The organism is Parageobacillus sp. NEAU-HV-2, from assembly GCF_059115485.1.
The window spans coordinates 420,402-439,247 of sequence record NZ_JBXUJJ010000002.1 but is presented as its reverse complement, the minus strand read 5'-3'; the positions used below and the strand labels follow the sequence as shown (position 1 = coordinate 439,247).

The 18,846-nt window shown below is 43.4% G+C and carries 23 protein-coding genes; 8 read left to right on the top strand and 15 right to left on the bottom strand.

Annotation, left to right across the window (positions count from 1 at the left end):
* Nucleotides 1-13 precede the first annotated feature (13 nt).
* On the bottom strand, nt 14-628 hold the full coding sequence (locus AC1WMD_RS05670; RefSeq protein ID WP_494256248.1) for a superoxide dismutase: 615 nt from the start codon (nt 626-628) through the stop codon (nt 14-16).
* A 223-nt stretch (nt 629-851) separates the two neighbouring features.
* Here AC1WMD_RS05670 and AC1WMD_RS05665 point away from each other — a divergent pair, with 223 nt between their 5' ends.
* Nucleotides 852-2,582: a methyl-accepting chemotaxis protein gene (locus tag AC1WMD_RS05665; protein ID WP_494256247.1), complete on the top strand. Its 1,731-nt coding sequence runs from the start codon at nt 852-854 to the stop codon at nt 2,580-2,582.
* Nucleotides 2,583-2,703: 121 nt separating this feature from the next.
* Nucleotides 2,704-3,480, top strand: coding sequence for a DUF1189 domain-containing protein (locus AC1WMD_RS05660; protein ID WP_494256246.1), 777 nt, complete (start codon nt 2,704-2,706; stop codon nt 3,478-3,480).
* Nucleotides 3,481-3,509: 29 nt separating this feature from the next.
* On the opposite strand, the gene pstA is transcribed toward AC1WMD_RS05660, so the two are convergent.
* The 3 genes from pstA to AC1WMD_RS05645 are packed head-to-tail and all read right to left on the bottom strand — an operon-like array spanning nt 3,510 to nt 6,273.
* Nucleotides 3,510-4,424, bottom strand: a complete 915-nt coding sequence (gene pstA, locus AC1WMD_RS05655; RefSeq protein ID WP_043905488.1) for a phosphate ABC transporter permease PstA — start codon at nt 4,422-4,424, stop codon at nt 3,510-3,512.
* A 1-nt stretch (nt 4,425) separates the two neighbouring features.
* Nucleotides 4,426-5,316 carry a phosphate ABC transporter permease subunit PstC gene (gene pstC, locus AC1WMD_RS05650; protein ID WP_043905489.1) on the bottom strand — a complete coding sequence of 297 codons (891 nt, stop codon included), beginning with the start codon at nt 5,314-5,316 and terminating at the stop codon, nt 4,426-4,428.
* Nucleotides 5,317-5,376: 60 nt separating this feature from the next.
* Entirely contained in the window at nt 5,377-6,273 is an 897-nt protein-coding gene (locus AC1WMD_RS05645) for a phosphate ABC transporter substrate-binding protein PstS family protein (RefSeq protein WP_186003870.1), read from the bottom strand.
* Between the two features lie 176 nt (nt 6,274-6,449).
* Here AC1WMD_RS05645 and yqfZ point away from each other — a divergent pair, with 176 nt between their 5' ends.
* Nucleotides 6,450-6,779: a protein YqfZ gene (gene yqfZ, locus AC1WMD_RS05640; protein ID WP_043905490.1), complete on the top strand. Its 330-nt coding sequence runs from the start codon at nt 6,450-6,452 to the stop codon at nt 6,777-6,779.
* 88 nt (nt 6,780-6,867) lie between these two features.
* Entirely contained in the window at nt 6,868-7,965 is a 1,098-nt protein-coding gene (ispG, locus tag AC1WMD_RS05635) for a flavodoxin-dependent (E)-4-hydroxy-3-methylbut-2-enyl-diphosphate synthase (RefSeq protein ID WP_043905491.1), read from the top strand.
* Between the two features lie 24 nt (nt 7,966-7,989).
* On the opposite strand, the gene AC1WMD_RS05630 is transcribed toward ispG, so the two are convergent.
* A complete protein-coding gene (locus AC1WMD_RS05630; protein ID WP_043905492.1) occupies nt 7,990-8,337 on the bottom strand; it encodes a hypothetical protein in 348 nt (115 codons plus the stop codon).
* Nucleotides 8,338-8,539: 202 nt separating this feature from the next.
* On the opposite strand from AC1WMD_RS05630, the gene AC1WMD_RS05625 reads away from it, so the two are divergent.
* A complete protein-coding gene (locus AC1WMD_RS05625) occupies nt 8,540-9,106 on the top strand; it encodes a nucleotidase (protein WP_043905493.1) in 567 nt (188 codons plus the stop codon).
* Between the two features lie 20 nt (nt 9,107-9,126).
* On the opposite strand, the gene zur is transcribed toward AC1WMD_RS05625, so the two are convergent.
* From zur to AC1WMD_RS05610, 3 genes are read right to left on the bottom strand one after another with little or no spacing between them, the layout of a single operon-like run.
* On the bottom strand, nt 9,127-9,552 hold the full coding sequence (gene zur, locus AC1WMD_RS05620) for a zinc uptake transcriptional repressor Zur (RefSeq protein WP_043905494.1): 426 nt from the start codon (nt 9,550-9,552) through the stop codon (nt 9,127-9,129).
* Between the two features lie 6 nt (nt 9,553-9,558).
* A complete protein-coding gene (locus tag AC1WMD_RS05615) occupies nt 9,559-10,392 on the bottom strand; it encodes a metal ABC transporter permease (protein ID WP_043905495.1) in 834 nt (277 codons plus the stop codon).
* 15 nt (nt 10,393-10,407) lie between these two features.
* Nucleotides 10,408-11,166 (bottom strand): metal ABC transporter ATP-binding protein, encoded by a 759-nt coding sequence (locus tag AC1WMD_RS05610; RefSeq protein WP_494256245.1) that lies wholly within the window; start codon nt 11,164-11,166, stop codon nt 10,408-10,410.
* Nucleotides 11,167-11,505: 339 nt separating this feature from the next.
* Here AC1WMD_RS05610 and AC1WMD_RS05605 point away from each other — a divergent pair, with 339 nt between their 5' ends.
* The gene (locus AC1WMD_RS05605) at nt 11,506-11,766 is read left to right on the top strand and encodes a DUF2624 domain-containing protein (protein ID WP_043905497.1); all 261 of its coding nucleotides are present in this window, start codon (nt 11,506-11,508) and stop codon (nt 11,764-11,766) included.
* 22 nt (nt 11,767-11,788) lie between these two features.
* Here the strand turns inward: AC1WMD_RS05605 and AC1WMD_RS05600 are convergent, their stop codons facing one another.
* From AC1WMD_RS05600 to AC1WMD_RS05590, 3 genes are all read right to left on the bottom strand, one after another.
* Entirely contained in the window at nt 11,789-12,685 is an 897-nt protein-coding gene (locus AC1WMD_RS05600; protein ID WP_043905498.1) for a deoxyribonuclease IV, read from the bottom strand.
* A gap of 26 nt (nt 12,686-12,711) precedes the next feature.
* Complete coding sequence (locus AC1WMD_RS05595) at nt 12,712-14,019, bottom strand: DEAD/DEAH box helicase (protein ID WP_043905499.1); 1,308 nt, start codon at nt 14,017-14,019, stop codon at nt 12,712-12,714.
* Between the two features lie 189 nt (nt 14,020-14,208).
* Nucleotides 14,209-14,430 carry a hypothetical protein gene (locus AC1WMD_RS05590; protein ID WP_260676169.1) on the bottom strand — a complete coding sequence of 74 codons (222 nt, stop codon included), beginning with the start codon at nt 14,428-14,430 and terminating at the stop codon, nt 14,209-14,211.
* On the opposite strand from AC1WMD_RS05590, the gene vrrA reads away from it, so the two are divergent.
* Together vrrA and AC1WMD_RS05580 are read left to right on the top strand one after the other, a co-directional pair.
* On the top strand, nt 14,357-14,740 hold the full coding sequence (gene vrrA / locus AC1WMD_RS05585) for a VrrA/YqfQ family protein (RefSeq protein WP_494256306.1): 384 nt from the start codon (nt 14,357-14,359) through the stop codon (nt 14,738-14,740). The genes AC1WMD_RS05590 and vrrA overlap by 74 nt on opposite strands.
* 90 nt (nt 14,741-14,830) lie before the next feature.
* Complete coding sequence (locus AC1WMD_RS05580) at nt 14,831-15,787, top strand: 4-hydroxy-3-methylbut-2-enyl diphosphate reductase (protein ID WP_494256244.1); 957 nt, start codon at nt 14,831-14,833, stop codon at nt 15,785-15,787.
* 42 nt (nt 15,788-15,829) lie between these two features.
* Here AC1WMD_RS05580 and AC1WMD_RS05575 read toward each other — a convergent pair whose 3' ends face one another.
* The 4 genes from AC1WMD_RS05575 to AC1WMD_RS05560 form a co-directional block, all read right to left on the bottom strand.
* Entirely contained in the window at nt 15,830-16,951 is a 1,122-nt protein-coding gene (locus AC1WMD_RS05575; RefSeq protein ID WP_494256243.1) for a Nif3-like dinuclear metal center hexameric protein, read from the bottom strand.
* Entirely contained in the window at nt 16,948-17,652 is a 705-nt protein-coding gene (locus tag AC1WMD_RS05570; protein ID WP_043905503.1) for a tRNA (adenine(22)-N(1))-methyltransferase, read from the bottom strand. The genes AC1WMD_RS05575 and AC1WMD_RS05570 overlap by 4 nt, the downstream gene beginning before the upstream one ends.
* 82 nt (nt 17,653-17,734) lie before the next feature.
* Nucleotides 17,735-18,097 carry a cytochrome c550 gene (cccA, locus tag AC1WMD_RS05565; RefSeq protein ID WP_043905504.1) on the bottom strand — a complete coding sequence of 121 codons (363 nt, stop codon included), beginning with the start codon at nt 18,095-18,097 and terminating at the stop codon, nt 17,735-17,737.
* Nucleotides 18,098-18,234: 137 nt separating this feature from the next.
* Nucleotides 18,235-18,774, bottom strand: a complete 540-nt coding sequence (locus AC1WMD_RS05560) for a hypothetical protein (RefSeq protein ID WP_043905505.1) — start codon at nt 18,772-18,774, stop codon at nt 18,235-18,237.
* Between the last annotated feature and the right edge of the window lie 72 nt (nt 18,775-18,846).

Sequence of the window (18,846 nt, the reverse complement as noted above, 5' to 3'; positions counted from 1 at the left end):
CTGCAGCAGTTCATTATTTCGCTTTTACTTCGTTGTAACGTCTTGCCACTTCGTCCCAGTTGACAATGTTCCAGAATGCAGCAATGTATTCTGGACGGCGGTTTTGATATTTTAAGTAATATGCATGCTCCCAAACGTCTAGGCCAAGAATTGGAGTTTTTCCTTCCATTAATGGAGAGTCTTGGTTTGGAGTGCTTGTCACTTCAAGCTCACCGTTATTGACAACAAGCCAAGCCCAACCAGAACCAAAGCGAGTCGTAGCCGCTTTTGTAAATTCTTCTTTAAATGCAGCAAAACCGCCAAATTTTTTGTTAATCGCATCAGCTAGTTCGCCTGTTGGCTCACCGCCGCCGTTTGGTGAAAGAATCGTCCAGAATAAAGAATGGTTAGCATGCCCGCCGCCATTATTGCGAACTGCGGTGCGAATGCTTTCTGGAAGTGCTTCCAAATTGCTGAGCAATTCTTCCAGCGATTTGTTTTGTAAGTCAGCATGTCCTTCTAAAGCGGCATTTAAGTTTGTGACATAAGTGTTATGGTGTTTTGTGTGGTGAATGTTCATTGTTTCTTTGTCAATGTGCGGCTCTAACGCATCATAGGCATAAGGCAATTGCGGTAATTCAAAAGCCATACTAACTCCTCCTCTTTGTTTTTATGTACCCGAACGCAAAATAGTATAACCACTGTGCGTTCGTTTAAAATTAGCTTACCAAAATTGCCACAATGTTTCAATTTATTTGCTTGTAACTCCCATTGCTTAACACACTTTACACACTCTCTTAACAAAATATTAAAAATAATTCGTTACATTGAGTTATGATTAGATTTCATAAGGACAAAGGAGCGTATAAAGAATGAAACGATCAAAGTGGACCTGGCCGAAGCTATTCTCACTCCCATTTAAGATAAACACCTTTCGTTTCACACCGTTTTCTTTGATCAGCAGCTGGAACTTACAGACCATTTTAGTATTCGTCATTGTTTTTATGACGTGCATCTCCTCTTCGATGATCGCTTATATCGGCTATGAAAAAAACAAACAAGTCGTCATTCGCTCCATCGAACAACAAATGTTGCTGTCCACCGAAGTAATGATTGAAAAAATTTCAATGTTAAAATCTTCAACCACTAATGAGGAGTTTTATAAAAAGCTATCCTATGTGCTAACGCTGAATCAGCGCAAGTTCCAGTCCCTCGGCTTGCGACCGATGCAATTTGTCATTACAAAAGAAAAAGGGGTTGAAAAGTTAGGTGGTTTTTCTAGTCCATTACCGTCCTTGCCTCGTTCTGTCATCCAGCAAATCGAAAAACAGAAGCAAGGAATCACCCATTTTCAAGGATTGACTTTATCATTTGCGCCTTCTATTGATTTAAACGGCCAAATATATGTTTTAGCTCTCCAAAATGGAGACTATTTGCAGTCCGTTTTTGAATATAGGCGGATTAGTATTCTAGTTTCGTTGCTCACCATATTGTTCACTAGTTTTATTGGTTTTTTTATTATTCGCCGATTTACGCAACCGATTGCTTCGTTAAAGCAGGCGATGCGTCAAGTAGGAAAAGGAAATTTGCAAACAAGAGTTCAGCTTGCTTATTCTAGCAAAGATATCCGAACATTGGCGGATGGATTTAACCAAATGGTTGACAGCCTTACTACACTCATTGAACATGTAGACGCAAGCTCGAAACATATCACCGCATCTTCGCAAACGTTGCGACGTACCTCCCATGAAACGAAAAAAGCGTCAGAACAAATCGCTATCGCCATATACGAAGCGGCAAGCGGCACAGAAAAACAAGCGAGTTCTTCCATAAAAATTTCGCAATTTTTCCATGAAATCGCCAATGGAATGGAGCAAGCGGCTGCTTCCATCGCTGATGTAGAAGTCTCGACAAACAGAGCAAACGATCAAGCATACGCAGGAAATGAGCTCGTGGACCAAACGGTAAAGCAGATGAGTGTCGTACAAAAAACAGTAGGAGAAACAGCCGAAGCCATCTATATGTTAGGACAAAAATCCAATCGAATCGACCAAATCGTCTCTTTAATTAGCAATATCGCGGATCAAACGAATCTTCTTTCACTCAATGCAGCTATCGAAGCGGCCCGGGCTGGGGAACATGGCAAAGGATTTTCGGTAGTGGCAAATGAAATCAGAAAACTGGCTTCTCAAACTAGTCAAGCTTCTAAACAAATTCAAACCATTATTAAAGAAATTCAGCATGAAGTAGAACGAGCGGTACAATCGATGACTCGTGGTTCACAAGTGCTCGAACACGGAATGGAAATGGTCTATCAAACGGAGGCAGCGTTTAAAGGGATTGTCCAAGCAGTAAACAACGTTTCGCAACAGTCGAAAGAAGTATCCACTATTATTCATGATGTCAGTGCTCAAACAAAACAAATGTCCATGAGCATGGAAGAGATTGCTTCCATTGCTCAACAAATCGCTGGAAACATGGAACATGTAGCGGCCGTTACTCAACAGCAAAGCGCTTCAATGGATGAGGTTTTACATGCTTCCCAATCATTAACCGAACTCGTCGATCAATTAAATGGACTCCTGCGAACATTTAAAGTATGACCATGTTTGTCCTAGGAACAAAAACGTTCCTAGGAGATTTTTTTATACGTGCGTCTTTAGTTGAATTATCAACGCGCACAATATACAATGAACAATGGAGGACAGGAAGGATGTGTCAAGGATGAATATGTTTGTGCAGCTATGGAAAAGTTTATATTCCCCAAAAGATATTGCACGTTTTCGCTTTCAAGGAATTGGAAAAACGATTGGCTATGTATTTTTGTTAACCTTTCTTTCTATCTTGCCGATGGCCTATTACTTAACCACTTCTTTTGTCGAAGGAATTCGTAATACAAGCGCTCTTTTGCAAAATGATCTTCCTTCGTTTGCGATTGAAAACGGGCAATTGCATTCTTCTGCGAAAGAGCCCATTCATATTGATCAGTACGGCTTTACCATCATTTTTGACAGCACCGGCCAAGTAACTAAAGAAGACGTAGAGCGTTTTAACAACGCTATCGGTCTTTTAAAACACGAGGCTGTATTAGTTGCTAATCATCAAGCGCAATATTATAGCTATTCAACATTTCCAGATATGAAAATAACAGACAAAGATGTCCATTCCTTTATCGAAACAATGCAGTCACTGTTGCCTGTTTTCATCCCGCTGTCGTTTCTCCTTATTTATTTATTCGCAAGCGCAAGCAAATTTATTGGCATCTGTATTCTTGCCTTCTTCGGATTAATTTTGCGCAGCACTCTTGATAAAAAACTGCAATACCGCCATACTTGGATTATGTCAGCATATGCTGTCACTTTATCAACGGTGTTTTTCACCGTTATGGAGGCGCTACAAGCGGTTGTGCCATATGCTCCATTTATTCATTGGTTCGTCTCGATTGCCGTGCTATTTTTGGCAATAAAAGAAGTTCCTTCCGCAAAACCGCAAAACGAATAGGCCACTATCGTTCCCGATAGTGGCCCTTTTTATGCAACATTGCTCATCTTCTTTGCTGCTCGGCGATTCCCGGTAAAATAGCGTTGCAAGGCAGCGGACGCAAAACGAGCGGTAATATTAAACAAAAGAACCATAATCACTAATATCGCTGCGGATTTCGCCGCAATGATTTTTGCGTCCGGAACAATTCCCTCTGAATTTAATTTCCAAATGTGCACGGTTAACGTTTCTGCCGGTCGAAAAACATTCAACGGATGTGCTTTGCTTGATAAATCGGCAGCAAAGTTTAATAACGGCGTCGTTAATCCTGCCGTATAAATTAATGCAGCTGCCTCACCAAAAATTCGTCCCGCCGCTAAAATGACACCTGTCATTATTTGCGGGAGAGCGGACGGCAGAATGACTTTCACTAACGTTTGCCACCGCGTCGCTCCTAACGCAAGACTACCTTCTTTTATGCTCGGAGGAACATCTAAAATCGCGTTCTCACATATACGTGTCAATCCTGGCAAGTTTAATATGGTAATCGCCAACGCGCCTCCAAGTAACGTGTAGCCCCATCCTGTTAGCGTCACAAACGCCAATAATCCAAACAATCCGACGACAATCGATGGGAGAGACGCCATCGTTTCAATGCACAACCGAATAAAGTTAAGCATCTTTCCTTGTTTGGCGTATTCCGCCAAATAAATTCCCGCTCCTAATCCTAATGGAACAGAAATTAATAACGTAATAACAAGCATATAAAGCGAGTTAATAAGCTGAGGACCAACCCCTCCTCCTGCTTGCATGTTGCTCGGTTTGCCAAATAGAAAATCTGGCTGCCAAAATCCCCAGCCTTTTGACAAAATCGTCACAAAAAATAATACAAGCAAACCAATGACGAATGCAGCAATCACATAAAATATGCCCGTCCAAATTTTATCGACCACTCTCGATACCATTTTATCGTTCCCCTCTTTGTCCGATCATTCGTATAAGCACAATAAAGAAAAAGGAAATAAATAACAAAATCATCGCCAATGTCCACAATGCATTGTTCCAAGCAGTACCATTGATCGTATTCGACATATCCATCGTTAAAATTCCGGTTAGTGTCGCTGTTGGGCTATATAATCCTGAAGGAAGTTTCACCGTGTTTCCGATTACCATTTGCACTGCTAATGCTTCGCCAAACGCTCTCGCTAGCCCAAGGACAATGCCAGTTAAAATTCCCGTTTTTGCTGCGGGAACGATCACCCGGCTAATCGCCTGCCATCTTGTTGAACCAAGTCCGTATGAAGCTTCTAAGTATGAAAGCGGAACGCTGTGAAGCGCATCTGACGTAATGCTTGTGATCGTCGGTAAAATCATCACGCTTAATACGATAATTCCAGCTAACAGACTAAATCCCACGCCGCCGAACCATTCGCGAAGAAGCGGAACAAGCATCGTAACACCTAACCAACCGTAAACGACGGACGGAATGCCGACAAGCAGCTCCAAAACTGGTTTTAATACGGACGACCCGAATTTTGGAGAAATAAAATGCATAAAAATAGCAAGGGCAATCGCGATCGGCGTGCTTAACAACACCGCTCCAACGGATACGAGCGTTGACCCAACGATAAAAATAACGGCTCCATATTTTGGATGTGAATCACTTGGCTTCCATTCTGCCGAGAACAGCATTTCCTTTAGAGAAATTCCGTTTTCTGTAAATGACTGGATTCCTTTGCCACAAATAAACGCAATAATAGAAAGAGTAGTAATAACGATCAGCAGACCGCAAAAAGTTACTAGGATCCTTCCGATATATTCGTTTTTCCAATAATTAAGCTTTCTTTTCTCTTTCATTCTTCCATCACCTCATGAAGAATAAGACTGGCTAAACGATGTAGCCAGCCTTTAATGGAATTACTCTAATTCAGATATAGGAATGTAACCCATTTCTTTTACTTTCGAAGCAAATTCTTCGCTTTTCACGTAATTGATAAATCCTTGCACTGCATCTTTCGGCTCGCCTTTTGTAATCATGTATTCATAAGACCAGAAAGGATACTTTTCCGTTTTGATATTTTCGATCGTTGGTTCTACACCATCAATTTTTAACGTTTTTAAATCTTTATTTTCACCGATTAAGTAGGACATCGCAACATAACTAATCGATCCTGGCGTCGAGTTAATCGCTTGTTCGACAGCGCCATTGGAATCTTGAACAGTTCCAATCGCTTCGTTTATTTTTACGTCTTTCATCACCGTTTTTTCAAAAGTAGCACGTGTTCCAGAGGAAGCAGGACGATTAATGACGTTAATTTTTTCGTCTTTTCCGCCGACATCTTTCCAGTTTGTAATTTTTCCAGAGAAAATATCTTGAATTTGTTGTGTTGTTAAAGAATCGACATTGACATCTTTATTCACTACAAGCGCAAAAGCAATTCCTGCTACTTTATGATCAACAAGCTCTCCTGCTTTTGATTTATCTTCTAGCTTTTCTGCAGATGGAACATCCGAGTTTCCGATTTGTACAGCACCAGCGGCAACTTGGTTAACACCTGTTCCGCTTCCTCCCCCTTGTACAGTAATCGAAACATCAGGGTATTTTTCCATAAATTGATTTGCAGCCTCTTCAGCAAGCGGTTGAAGAGCAGTGGATCCAGCTAACGTAATCGTTCCAGAATACGATTCTTCTTGCTTCGTTTCTGTGTTTCCAGCATTTTCTTCTGTTTTGTTATCCGTTTTTCCACACCCCGCAAGCATCCCCGTTATTAACAGTGCTGCAATTCCGAATCTGATTGGTTTTTTCCACATCATCGATTGACCCTCCTAGTTATTTTGTGGTCCGTGTACATGTTCATTGTAACGAACGAGTTTTATGCCTTTATTAAGCAAATGTTAAGTTTACGTAAAACAGGTAGGCATATTTTACATATTTCTTCCGGGACAAGCATACATAGTTACTAACAATGCGTTCATTGGAGGAGTAATACGTGAAAAAAGTAATCAGTGCCTTCTTCCTATGCCTTTCCATCTATATCATTTATCATGATGTAACAGAAGGAACATTGATCGCTTCAACAGAAGCAACAGCACCCCCGGAACATGGGACAGACGGAAAAACAAACGTTCACATCCCATATCAAATGGTGACCGTCCAACCAGGGGATACACTATTGTCCATTATAGAAAGAAAACAAAACGGGCCACTTCCTGTCCCCATTGACAAGGTGATCACCGATTTTGAAGCATTGAACCCAGGCGAAAAAGCGCAAACATTACGAATTGGAAAAAAATATAAAATACCGGTATATCAACGGTAAGTAGCGAATTTCTTGTCAAGTGATGATAAACATTGTTACAATAGTTCAGAAAGCGACATGAACTTGTTTCTTAAAGGAGCGAATTTCCGTGGGTGAAATTATTCATCGTTCAAAAACTCGTCCTGTTCGCGTTGGCAATTTAACGATTGGCGGCAATAACGAAGTCATTATTCAAAGCATGACGACGACGAAAACGCACGACGTCGAAGCGACCGTCGCCGAAATCAAGCGTCTGGAGGAAGCAGGCTGTCAAATCGTCCGCGTCGCCTGCCCAGATGAGCGCGCGGCCAACGCTATTCCGGAAATTAAAAAGCGCATTAACATCCCGCTTGTAGCAGATATTCACTTTGACTATAAATTAGCGTTGAAAGCAATCGAAGGCGGAGTGGACAAAATTCGCATCAATCCAGGAAATATCGGACGCCGTGAAAAAGTCGAAGCGGTCGTAAAGGCGGCGAAAGAACGCGGTGTGCCGATCCGCATCGGCGTCAATGCCGGATCGTTGGAAAAGCGGATTTTGGAGAAATACGGCTACCCTACCGCAGACGGTATGGTCGAAAGCGCGTTATACCATATCCGCATTTTAGAAGAATTTGATTTCCACGATATTATCGTATCGTTAAAAGCGTCAGATGTACGGTTGGCGATCGAGGCATACGAAAAAGCGGCACGCACGTTTGATTATCCGCTCCATGTCGGCATTACCGAATCCGGTACGCTATTTGCTGGAACGATCAAAAGTTCCGTCGGGCTCGGGGCCATTTTAAGCAAAGGAATCGGAAATACGATCCGCGTCTCGCTGAGCGCCGACCCGGTTGAAGAAGTAAAGGTGGCAAGGGAAATATTAAAAGCGTTCGGTTTGGCAGCAAATGCAGCGACACTGATTTCCTGCCCGACGTGCGGACGCATTGAGATCGACTTAATCAGCATTGCCAACGAGATTGAAGAATATATTTCGAAAATAAAAGCACCGATTAAAGTAGCCGTGCTCGGGTGCGCTGTCAACGGACCAGGCGAGGCACGCGAAGCGGATATTGGCATCGCCGGAGCGCGCGGCGAAGGTTTATTATTCCGCCATGGCCAAATTGTTCGCAAAGTTCCAGAAGAAAAAATGGTCGAGGAATTGAAAAAAGAAGTGGACAAATTGGCGGAAGAGTACTTTGCCAAACAAAAGCAAAAAGCTTGACGCTTGAAGCGCCAAGCTTTTTTGTTAATCATAAAACGGCATGATGAACAGGCGGACGATAATCGCTACAATTCCAATCCCGATGGCCCATGCACCCAGCGTCTCAGCACCGCGCCGGCGTGCAATAAAGCCGACAATAATGCCTGCTGCTCCTAAAAAAACAGGCCAAATAAATAAAGAAATAATGGAAAGGGCGAGTGCTAGCCAACCTATCCCTGTTCCATCAGCTTTTTCTTCGCCACGTTCATCATTGCGCCGAATTGGCTCGGCTATTTCTGCCCCTGTTTCTTCCATAAAGTCGCGTTCTGGTTCGTCTTTTCCAATCGATTGCACGTAGCTTTCATTATACGTGCGGTCGCGATCATCCACCATGTGCTTCCCTCGCTTTCCTAGAGTAAGGAGCATTTATTAGTATGAAAAGTTTATGCAAAATTATAGATGTGAATATTTTCTATAAATGCTATGCGATTATCGGCGGCAAACTTTGACTTCCCTTGGCTATGCTTAATCTGAGTTCGGCAATCACGCCGCATATCATCTATAGCTGGATTTTATTTTTAAGGAGTGTAGAAAGATGAAAAAACGACTTGGAATTGATATCGATGGAACCGTTACTTGTCCGAGCACATTTATTCCATATTTAAACGAGTCTTTCCGAAAAAATTTGACGCTAAAAGATATCACCCAATATAATTTGGCACCGCTGTACGATACAACGGAAGAGGAAATGGACCGCTGGATGGAGAAATATGAAGCAATGATTTACGAATGCGCCCCGTTGGCCGAGCATGCTCTGGAAGTGATCAACAGCTGGAAAAACAAATACGAATTGTTTTATATCAGTGCGCGCGGCCGACATTTATATGACCTAACGGAGCGATGGTTTCAAAAAAACGGTGTTCATTATCACCACATCGAATTAGTCGGCTCTCACGACAAAATTGAAGCCGTAAAAACATATCGCATTTCCGCCTTTTTTGAAGACAAATACGATAACGCCTGCGATATTGCCGAGGCATGCCATATCCCCGTTATTTTATTCGATACACCATATAATCAAGGCCCGCTTCCAAAGCAAGTCATCCGCGTCAAAGACTGGCTGGAAGCAAAACAGCATGTAGAACGGCTTTTATCAACATAAAGAAAAGGGATATCTCTGCTTTATGTAGAGATATCCCTTTGACATTCCGGACATTTTCCATATATTTCAAATTTATGATCGGATATTTGATAACCTTGCAGCTGCTCGGCCAGTCCGTCCATTGGACAGGAAGAAATTTTTTTTGTTTTGCCGCATTGCACACAAATAAAATGATGATGGTGATGATGGCTATCACACGCAAAACGAAAATGTTTCTCCCCTGACAACTCCGTCATCTCCAAAATGCCAAGCTCCACAAACAGCGATAAATTGCGGTAAATCGTATCAAAGCTTAATCCTGGATAATCATCACGCAACGCCTCTAACACATCTTTGGCCGTTAAATATTTATCGGTGTTTGCAAATAGCTGCAGCATATCTTTCCGTTTGTCTGTATGTTTAAATCCTTTTGCCTTCATCAAGCGAATGGCTTGTGCGACATTCATTCTTTCTTATCCCCTTTTCCACTTGTTCCACATTAGTGCGGCAAGCAAAATGAACACAGCAAGCATCACGATCGTGCCGCCTGGAGCCAAATCAAGCTGATAGGAAAGCAACAGGCCAACAACGACCGATATTTCTCCAAATAAAACAGAGTAAACGATCGCCTGCTTAAAGCCTTTGGCAATGCGAATGCTCGCCGCCACCGGAAGCGTCATCAACGAAGAAATAAGCAAAACGCCAACGATCCGCATCGATGCGGCGATCACCAGCGCCACTAATACGATAAATATAAAATGAATCAGCTTAGCGCGAATCCCGGAAATGACCGCATATTCTTCATCAAATGAAAGAAGAAACAATTCTTTAAACAACAATAAAACCATGGCGGTTATGATGCAGGCGATGGCAAATATCGTCCATACATCTTGGCGGCTAACAGCGCTGACACTGCCGAACAAATACGAAAACAAATCTGTATTAAAGCCGTCTGCCAGCGAAATAAAAATGACGCTAAGACCAATGCCGCCAGACAGAATGATCGGAATTGCCAGTTCCTGATAATGTTTATACACTGTCCGCAATTTTTCAATAAAAAGCGAACCGAGAACAGAAAATCCCATTCCGATATAGAGCGGATTCCAGCTTGCAAAGTAAGAAAAATTTTTGCCGAGCAGCAAACTGGCAGCAATACCGGCAAGCGTCACATGGCTGAGCGCGTCGGCAATAAGCGACAGACGCCGCACTACAATAAACACTCCGAGAAGCGGAGCAGCAAATCCAATTAACAATCCAGCAATAAACGCGTTGCGCAAAAATTCATATTGCCATATCGCTTCGAGCATAATATCATTCCCCCATCAGTGCTGATGAGAAAGCACATGAAGCGAATGCCCGTAAAATTGCGATAATGCGTCTTCCCCGAGCTTTTCAAATTCTTCTGCTTTCCCATGGAAATATAAATGCTTATTTAAACAAGCAACATCCGTTACTTTTTCGGTGACCGTTCCAATATCGTGTGTGACAAGAATAAGTGTAATGCCAAGGCGTTGATTTAACTCATCAAGCATGTTGTAAAAACTTTGCACGTGGTGAATATCGACGCCAACCGTCGGCTCATCTAAAATAAGCAGTTCCGGTTTGCTGACAATCGCCCGGGCAATAAAAACACGCTGCTGCTGGCCGCCCGATAATTCGCCAATATTCCGCTTGGCAAATGCGCTCATGCCAACTGCTTCAATCGCTTCCGACACCGCTTGTTTATCGTTTTTCGTAAAAAAGCGAAACATTCCTCGCTTCGCGGTCAGCCCGCTCGCCACCACTTCATAAACAGTGGCAGGAAATCCACTGTTAAAACTGTTGGCCTTTTGCGAGACAAAGCCGATCCGATGCCACTCTTTAAACGATTCAATCGGCGTTCCGAACAAAGAAATATGGCCTTGCTGCGGTTTTAACAAGCCTAATACGCATTTTAACAACGTCGATTTTCCTGAACCGTTCGGGCCGACTAGCCCTAAAAACGCACCTTTTGGCACGGCTAAATTAATGTCCTCTAATACATTTTCTTTTTCATAACGAAACGATACATGTTCCATTTTCAGGACATATTCTGTTTTCATCGCGTTCTCCCCTGCTAATTCAGAATAGTTTCGATTTAGCTACGAACGTAGTATAGCGGATTGAACGCCGTTTGTAAACATTAATGAATCATCGCTTTAAACCGTGCTTCTCTTGCTTGATGGGCAACCATAATCGTGATAAAGAAATTCGGAGCAATTTATTGACGCTGGACGCGAAGCGCCAACAAAAATAAAACAGAGACGATCAATAACATGGCTAAACGGTTCCTTTTTATGCTGTTTTTGTACCAAAATACCACCGTTTCTTTTTTCCTTTAGTATACCATACACTTTCCACCTCTTCATTTCATATGATGCATAAAAGAGGAGGCGTCGAAAATGAACTTTTATCAGCAGATCATTCAACAAAAGCTCAAAACGATTACTCCGGAGGAACTGGTGTCATACAGCCATGACTACAACATCCCGATCACCGTTGAACAGGCAAAAAAAATTCTCGACATCGCGCGAACCAATAAAATCAATGTGTTTGACCCACAGGAAAGAAAAAAATGGGTCAAAGAGCTGGCGAAAATTACCTCGCCGCAAGTAGCGAAAAAAGCAAATGAATTATTTTTGAAATTCGTCAATAAAAAATAAAAGGGCATTATTTTTTGCCCTTTTATTTTTCTTCTATAATTTTGCTTAACACTTCTTCATCAAATGCTTGCGCGCGCAGCATGGCAATTTCATGCTTGTACGGCGGTTTTTTATGATTTTTGTCCTCGCCGACATACGGCGTCTCTAAAATTTTCGGAATATCGTCAAGCTGCGGATGGTGAACGATATAATTTAACGCAGCAAAGCCGATATGCCCAAAACCGATGTTTTCATGACGGTCCTTGCGGCTTCCGCGCGGATTTTTGCTGTCGTTGATATGCAGCACTTTGAGCCGCTCAAGCCCTATAATGCGGTCAAATTCCTCTAATACGCCGTCAAAATCCTCGACAATATTATAGCCCGCATCATGCGTATGGCATGTATCAAAACAGACAGACAATTTTTCGTTATATGTGACGCCATCGATAATTTGCGCCAGCTCTTCAAAGCTGCGGCCGCATTCGGAACCTTTTCCCGCCATCGTTTCCAGCGCGATTTGCACCGTTTGCTCACGCGTCAACACTTCATTTAATCCTTCAATAATTTTACGGATGCCCGCTTCCGGCCCCGCTCCGACATGCGCGCCTGGATGTAGAACGATTTGTTTGGCGCCAATCGCTTCTGTCCGTTCAATTTCTGAACGCAAAAATTCTACGCCAAGTCGAAATGTATCGGGGTTGTTCGTATTGCCGATATTAATGATATACGGAGCATGAACGACGATTTCTTCAATGCCATGCTCTTTCATATGGGCAACGCCTGCTTCAATATTGAGCTCTTCGATTTTTTTGCGCTTTGTATTTTGCGGCGCCCCGGTATAAATCATAAATGTATTCGCTCCGTAAGAAACAGCTTCTTCGCTGGCGGCAAGCAGCATTTTTTTTCCGCTCATTGATACGTGCGAACCGATTTTTAACATTTCTCTTCTCCCTTTCCGTTATATCATTACCGTTTCTTTAAACGGCGCAACCGCTTTTTTTGTTTTTCTATTTCGGCGAGCAATTTTTTCTTATATCCTGGCTTCACTTGTTTCGGCTTTTTCATTTTCGCAAGCAGCGGTGCGATCTCGTCATCTTGCTTAGTCCGCTTGCTCCGTCGGTTCCAAGGCGGCAAATCGACCCATTCACCGCGCACGAGATCGCGATGCAAAAACTCAATCCCCATTTTTTCTAATTTTGCAATCGCATCTTGATCGGACGGCTCATAAATGGTTACTGCGATGCCGGTGTAACCGGCGCGTGCCGTGCGTCCGACACGGTGAATGTAAAATTGCAAATCACGCGGCAGTTCATAGTTGATAACGTGGCTCACTCCCTCAATATCAATGCCGCGCGCCGCTAAGTCGGTCGCGACAATATATTGAAATTCTAAATCACGAATTTGCTTCATCATTTTTTTGCGCTCTCGCGGCGACAGATCGCCATGTAAAACCCCGATTTTTAATCCCTTTTCCATCAAGCTGTTCGCCAATTCGTCAGCCATTTTTTTCGTATTCGTAAACACGATTGCTAAATACGGGTTATAGGTAACAAGCATATCGTGCAGCAGATTCACTTTGTCGCGGCTGCGAAGCGGCACGAGAACATGTTCAATCTTTTCTGCTGCCACCTGCTTAGGCGCAACATGAACGTATTTTGGGTTTTCCATATATTTTTTTAAAAATGGCTTTAATTTTTCCGGAATCGTCGCCGAAAAAACGAGCATTTGCAATTGTTTCGGCATGCGCGCCGCAATTTGGTCCACATCGACGATAAACCCCATATCAAGCATTAAATCGGCTTCATCAACAACAAGCATCGTCGCCGTGTGCACATTTAAGGCTTGGTCGCGAATAAGGTCATTGATTCTTCCCGGCGTTCCGACAACAATATGCGGCTGTATTTTTAGTTTTTCCAGCGCTTTTTGCTTATCGGTTCCGCCGATAAAACAACGCGCCGTAATTTGCCGACCTGCCGGACAAAACTTAGTGATTTTTAACAATTCATGATAAATTTGTGTCGCAAGCTCACGCGTCGGCGCCGTAATCACCGCCTGCACCGCCTCGCGCTCCGGGTCTATCTTTTCGATAATAGGCAGTAAATAAGCATGGGTTTTCCCTGTTCCTGTTTGCGACTGACCGATGACGCTTTCCCCACGAAGAATGCTCGGAATAATGCGTTCTTGAATTTCCGTCGGTTTATAAAAACGAAGCTCTTTAATGGCTTCCATAATAAACGGCTGAAAGGCAAAATGTTCAAATTGCGTTTCCTTCATTCATCATTACTCCTTTCTGCTCCGACTTTGCCGAAAGCCGAATAGCTCGATTTATCATTATATCTAATTTTTGCACAGTACCGCAACTTAAGACGATCAGAAGAAGAAAAAACATTTCCCGTTTTTCCGCATACTTTATGAAAGAGATATTCTCTTACTTCAGCCTAGAAAGGAGGAAAATGCGATGATCTACAACCGGCCACCGATATTTCCTTCTTCCCCGATGCCGCGCTCGTTTTTAAGAATGCCGCCTTCTTCTTTTCCTGTCATGAGAACACCCTTTCCTCGCCCCGGGTTTGGCGGTTTCCTATCGCGTTTATTTTCAAGAGGGCAGCCGATCGCTTCTCCATCCCCGTGGATAACGCCAGTGATGCGAAACGCTGCCGCTAGTGCCGGAGCCGGCGCAAACACAGGCGGGGGATTTCTCGGAATGTTGACAAACGTGCAAAAAATGCTTGGCATTGCACAAAACGTCATGCCAATGGTGCAGCAATACGGCCCGCTGATTAAAAATCTTCCTGCGATGATCCGCATATGGAAAGAATTAAAACCGGCGGATGAAGAAGAAAGTAAAACGGAAAATAACAGCCAAGAAAACAAGAAAAAAACAACGTCTTCAGCAAAAAAACGGACCGTACCGAAAGCAGCAAAAACGAATGAAAACAAACGAGCAGAATCGGAAAAAGGGCCAAAACCATCCACCCCGAAGCTATATATTTAAAACGTGTTATCTTTGTATTCCCCTTTTTTCTCCGATATAATGTAAAAGAAGACAATTGTTTTTACATGCCGGAGTTTAGGAGGAAACAAAATGGAAGTGATTAAAATTACCCCGCGCGGCTACTGCTACGGGGTTGTCGATGCGATGGTTATCGCAAGAAATGTTGCCTTGGATCCTACACTGCCAAGACCGATTTATATTCTTGGAATGATCGTTCACAATAAACATGTTACCGATGCATTTGCCGAGGAAGGAATCATTACGCTAGACGGAGAAAACCGATTAGAGATTCTTGAAAAAATCGATAAAGGAACCGTTATCTTTACTGCGCACGGCGTATCGCCTGAGGTGAAAAGACGTGCGCGCGAAAAAGGGCTGGTTACGATTGATGCGACCTGTCCGGACGTCACGAAAACGCACAATTTGATCAAAGAAAAGCTAGCGGACGGCTATGAAATTATTTACATCGGCAAAAAAGGACATCCCGAACCAGAAGGAGCGGTCGGCATTGATCCGACGCGCATTCATCTTGTCGAAACGATCGAAGATGTAGAGCGTCTGACGATCAAAAGCGACCGCATCATGGTGACAAACCAAACAACGATGAGCCAGTGGGACGTTGCCGATATTATGCAAAAAGTAAAAGAAAAATATCCGCATGTCGAAATGCATAAAGAAATTTGCCTTGCCACCCAGCTCCGTCAAGAAGCGGTGGCGGAACAGGCGAAAGAGGCCGACGTGACGATTGTTGTTGGCGACCCTCGCAGCAATAACTCCAACCGCCTGGCCCAAGTATCAGAGGAAATTGCTGGTACAAAAGCATATCGCGTTGCTGATGTAACGGAAATTGATATTAACTGGATTAAAGATGCAAAAAAAGTGGCTGTTACGGCAGGAGCTTCCACCCCTACCCCGATTACAAAGGAAGTCATCGACTTTTTAGAGCAGTTTGATCCAAACGATCCAACGACATGGAAACGCGAACGAAACGTACCGTTGCAAAAAATTTTGCCGAAAGTAAAAGCAAAGAAAGAAACGAAGCAATGAAAACAAGGCTGACCCCAAGCAGCGCGGGGCCAGCCTTCTGTTTTACACAAATGTAAACGGATCGGTATGCACTTTCGAGACACAAACGGACGCTGCAAACTGTCGCTTGGCAAACTCCGCTTCTAAAAAGCGGGCGAGACCCTGTTTCATGACTTTCTCTACGTTATGGCCCGGATCGACAATATTTAGCCCCAGCATCATCGCGTCATGCGCAACATGGTAATACACATCTCCGGTGACGTACACGTCCGCACCAGCCGACTTGGCCTGTGAAATATATTTGTTTCCGTCTCCGCCCACGACCGCGACCTTTTGCACTGTATCTTGTAAATTGCCAACAACTCGAACCGCCGGCACATCCAACGTTTTTTTCACATGCTCGGCAAACTCATTAAGCACCATTGCTCGCGGCAAGCGGCCAATTCTTCCTAATCCAAACGTTTTTCCTTTGTTGTCAAGCGGATAGATGTCGTATGCCACTTCTTCATACGGATGAGCCTGCAGCATCGCTGATACAACTTTATTCTGCAGAGAGGCTGGAACAATTGTCTCGATGCGCACCTCTTCTACTTTTTCCAGCTCTCCCGCCTTTCCGATAAACGGATTGGATCCTTCTAAAGGCAAAAACGTACCGATCCCGCGGCCATTAAACGTACAGTGGCTATAGTTGCCGATATGACCTGCCCCCGCGTTGCCGATTGCCTCCCGAACAAGGTCGGCATGTGTTTCCGGAACATAAACGACCAATTTTTTCAGCGGCTCTTCATACGTTGGAACGAGCACCTCTACTTGCTCCAATCCTAGCGCTTCCGCCAGCCAGTCATTGACCCCACCATCGGCGATATCTAAATTCGTATGGGCGGCATAAATAGCAATGCCATGTTTTAGGCATTTTTCTATCATGCGCCCTTGCGCCTGATCGGTAACGAGCTGCTTTAACGGACGGTAAAGCGGTGGATGATGAGCGATGATGAAATCGACTCCTTCGGCGACCGCCTCATCGATAACATCCTCCAAAACATCTAAGGCGATCATCACTTTTTTCACCGGTTTATTTAACGTTCCGATTTGCAAACCGATTCTATCGCCCTCCATTGCCAGGTGTTTCGGAGCAAGCTGTTCCAACAGCCCGATGATTTCATAACCGTATGGAAGTTTGCTCACTGTAATGCCTCCTCCACAAGCTTGATTTTTTCCTCCAGCTCCCGTTTTTTTGCCAGCGCAGATTCCGTTTCTGCCTTTTCAGCGAGTTGACGGACGATCCGCTTCCAATGTTCCAGTTCATGACGCCATTTCTCTAAAAACACATCTTTTTTTTCCTTCAGCAAAAACGGACCTAACAATAGTTCTGCCTCCATATCGGCATATGGTTTTTTTCCGTCGCCTTTTTCGGCCACGAGCACTTCGTAAATTCTTCCATCTTCTTTTAATATTCGTTCGGCGATCAACTCCCAGTCGTTATTCATCAGCCATTTGCGCACGATATCGGCCCCGACATTCGGCTGCAAAATAAGCCTTTTTACACCGAAAAGCTTATTTTTTCCGGCTTCCAAAATATTCGCAATCAATGTACCGCCCATCCCGGCAATCGTAATGCAGTCGACTTCGCCGGGAGCGATGACTGCTAAGCCGTCACCTTTCCGTACGGAAATGACATGGGAAAGCCCCGCTTTTTCCACCTGCTGTTTCGCCGAGCGGAGCGGGCCATCCGCCACTTCCCCTGCTACTGCCTTTGTAATATATCCATGCAAATATGCGTAGCACGGCAAATATGCGTGATCGGAGCCGATATCAGCGAGCGTGGCGCCTTTGGGAATGAAAGAAGCGACGGTTTCTAGGCGTTTCGACAGACGAAATTCATTCATGGTGCTTTTCACATCCCTTTTCTTCTTCTGTGTATTGTACCACAAACAAAAAATCCCTTCACCTAAGGAAGGGATTTTTTGTTTATTTCAGCTTAGAAAGCCATTTTGCCATTTCATCCGCTTTTTCCGGCGGAACAAGGCCTGGAGGCATGTTGCCACGACCGTGTTGGATCACGTCTTTAATTTGGTCAAGCGAAAGCCGTTGACCTACTCCTTTTAATGCCGGACCAACCCCGCCTTCATAATTTTGTCCATGACAGCTGCTGCAAGTTTGTTGGTAAAATTGTTCGGGATTGGCCGCAGCGGTTTGTTCTGTTTTCTCGCCGCCTTTTTTCTCTTTCGCGAGCTCTTTCGCGTCACCAAGCCCTTTAAATGAAAGCCCAAGAGTAAGTCCGATCCCAAACAACATAATGATAAAGAATGGGATTAACGGGTTTCGATTCATCTTTTTTTACCTCCCTTATGTATGACCATTGTTCAATAAATATAACCACTACAAACAATTTTATTTTACTGTAAATTATTGCGGAGGAAAAGCCCTAAATCGGATAATCTATAGCAAAACTCCCACAATCAAAAGGGCTAAAGCAAAAGAAAAACCATTAAAATACCTGTCCCAATTATACCTGATAGAAGAAAATAAAGTAAGCGAAATTGTTTTCCCAGCCATATCCATATTAAACAATTTACAAAAACGGTTAATGCCGTAACCATTTTTTGTTTTGGAAAATAATATTCACCAATTTTAATGGATGCAATAAGGAAAATAAACGCACTGCTGATGAGCGGAAGATGAATGATATTTCCCTTTCCCTTCCACATCCGTATAGCGATAAGACATAGAAAGAAAAAAAGGGCGAAAAGGAGCATTTGCAAAACGAATGACAATTCAGTAAAATAAATGACAAGAGCACTTGCTGGCAACAATAGACAAATAATTGCTGCGAACAGAAAAGTGAGCATTGTTCGGCGGCGTGCCGGAAAACGATCACGCAGACGCTTTTGATAACCGCCTTCCGTGTATAACGCCAACAAATAATTGCAATATTGCTCTGGAAGGAGACGAGAACGCTTCCAATATTCAATTTCCCGCACAATAATTTCACGTCTTTGTTCGTCCATACTCATCCGCCTTTCATCAAGAAAAGAGAAAGAAAAAATAGTTTACTTCTGAAGAAGTAAACTATTGAGAAA

Coding starts and splice junctions, on each gene's coding strand:
- AC1WMD_RS05665 (WP_494256247.1), top strand. CDS start 852: ATGAAACGATCAAAGTGGACCTGGCCGAAGCTATTCTCACTCCCATTT.
- AC1WMD_RS05630 (WP_043905492.1), bottom strand. CDS start 8,337: ATGGTGGATGATCGCGACCGCACGTATAATGAAAGCTACGTGCAATCG.
- AC1WMD_RS05600 (WP_043905498.1), bottom strand. CDS start 12,685: ATGTTAAAAATCGGTTCGCACGTATCAATGAGCGGAAAAAAAATGCTG.
- AC1WMD_RS05570 (WP_043905503.1), bottom strand. CDS start 17,652: ATGAATGAATTTCGTCTGTCGAAACGCCTAGAAACCGTCGCTTCTTTC.
- AC1WMD_RS05615 (WP_043905495.1), bottom strand. CDS start 10,392: ATGCTCGAAGCGATATGGCAATATGAATTTTTGCGCAACGCGTTTATT.
- zur (WP_043905494.1), bottom strand. CDS start 9,552: ATGAATGTCGCACAAGCCATTCGCTTGATGAAGGCAAAAGGATTTAAA.
- AC1WMD_RS05580 (WP_494256244.1), top strand. CDS start 14,831: ATGGAAGTGATTAAAATTACCCCGCGCGGCTACTGCTACGGGGTTGTC.
- pstC (WP_043905489.1), bottom strand. CDS start 5,316: ATGAAAGAGAAAAGAAAGCTTAATTATTGGAAAAACGAATATATCGGA.
- AC1WMD_RS05625 (WP_043905493.1), top strand. CDS start 8,540: ATGAAAAAACGACTTGGAATTGATATCGATGGAACCGTTACTTGTCCG.
- pstA (WP_043905488.1), bottom strand. CDS start 4,424: ATGGTATCGAGAGTGGTCGATAAAATTTGGACGGGCATATTTTATGTG.
- AC1WMD_RS05645 (WP_186003870.1), bottom strand. CDS start 6,273: ATGATGTGGAAAAAACCAATCAGATTCGGAATTGCAGCACTGTTAATA.
- AC1WMD_RS05595 (WP_043905499.1), bottom strand. CDS start 14,019: ATGAAGGAAACGCAATTTGAACATTTTGCCTTTCAGCCGTTTATTATG.
- AC1WMD_RS05560 (WP_043905505.1), bottom strand. CDS start 18,774: ATGGACGAACAAAGACGTGAAATTATTGTGCGGGAAATTGAATATTGG.
- AC1WMD_RS05660 (WP_494256246.1), top strand. CDS start 2,704: ATGAATATGTTTGTGCAGCTATGGAAAAGTTTATATTCCCCAAAAGAT.
- cccA (WP_043905504.1), bottom strand. CDS start 18,097: ATGAATCGAAACCCGTTAATCCCATTCTTTATCATTATGTTGTTTGGG.
- AC1WMD_RS05670 (WP_494256248.1), bottom strand. CDS start 628: ATGGCTTTTGAATTACCGCAATTGCCTTATGCCTATGATGCGTTAGAG.
- AC1WMD_RS05610 (WP_494256245.1), bottom strand. CDS start 11,166: ATGAAAACAGAATATGTCCTGAAAATGGAACATGTATCGTTTCGTTAT.
- AC1WMD_RS05605 (WP_043905497.1), top strand. CDS start 11,506: ATGAACTTTTATCAGCAGATCATTCAACAAAAGCTCAAAACGATTACT.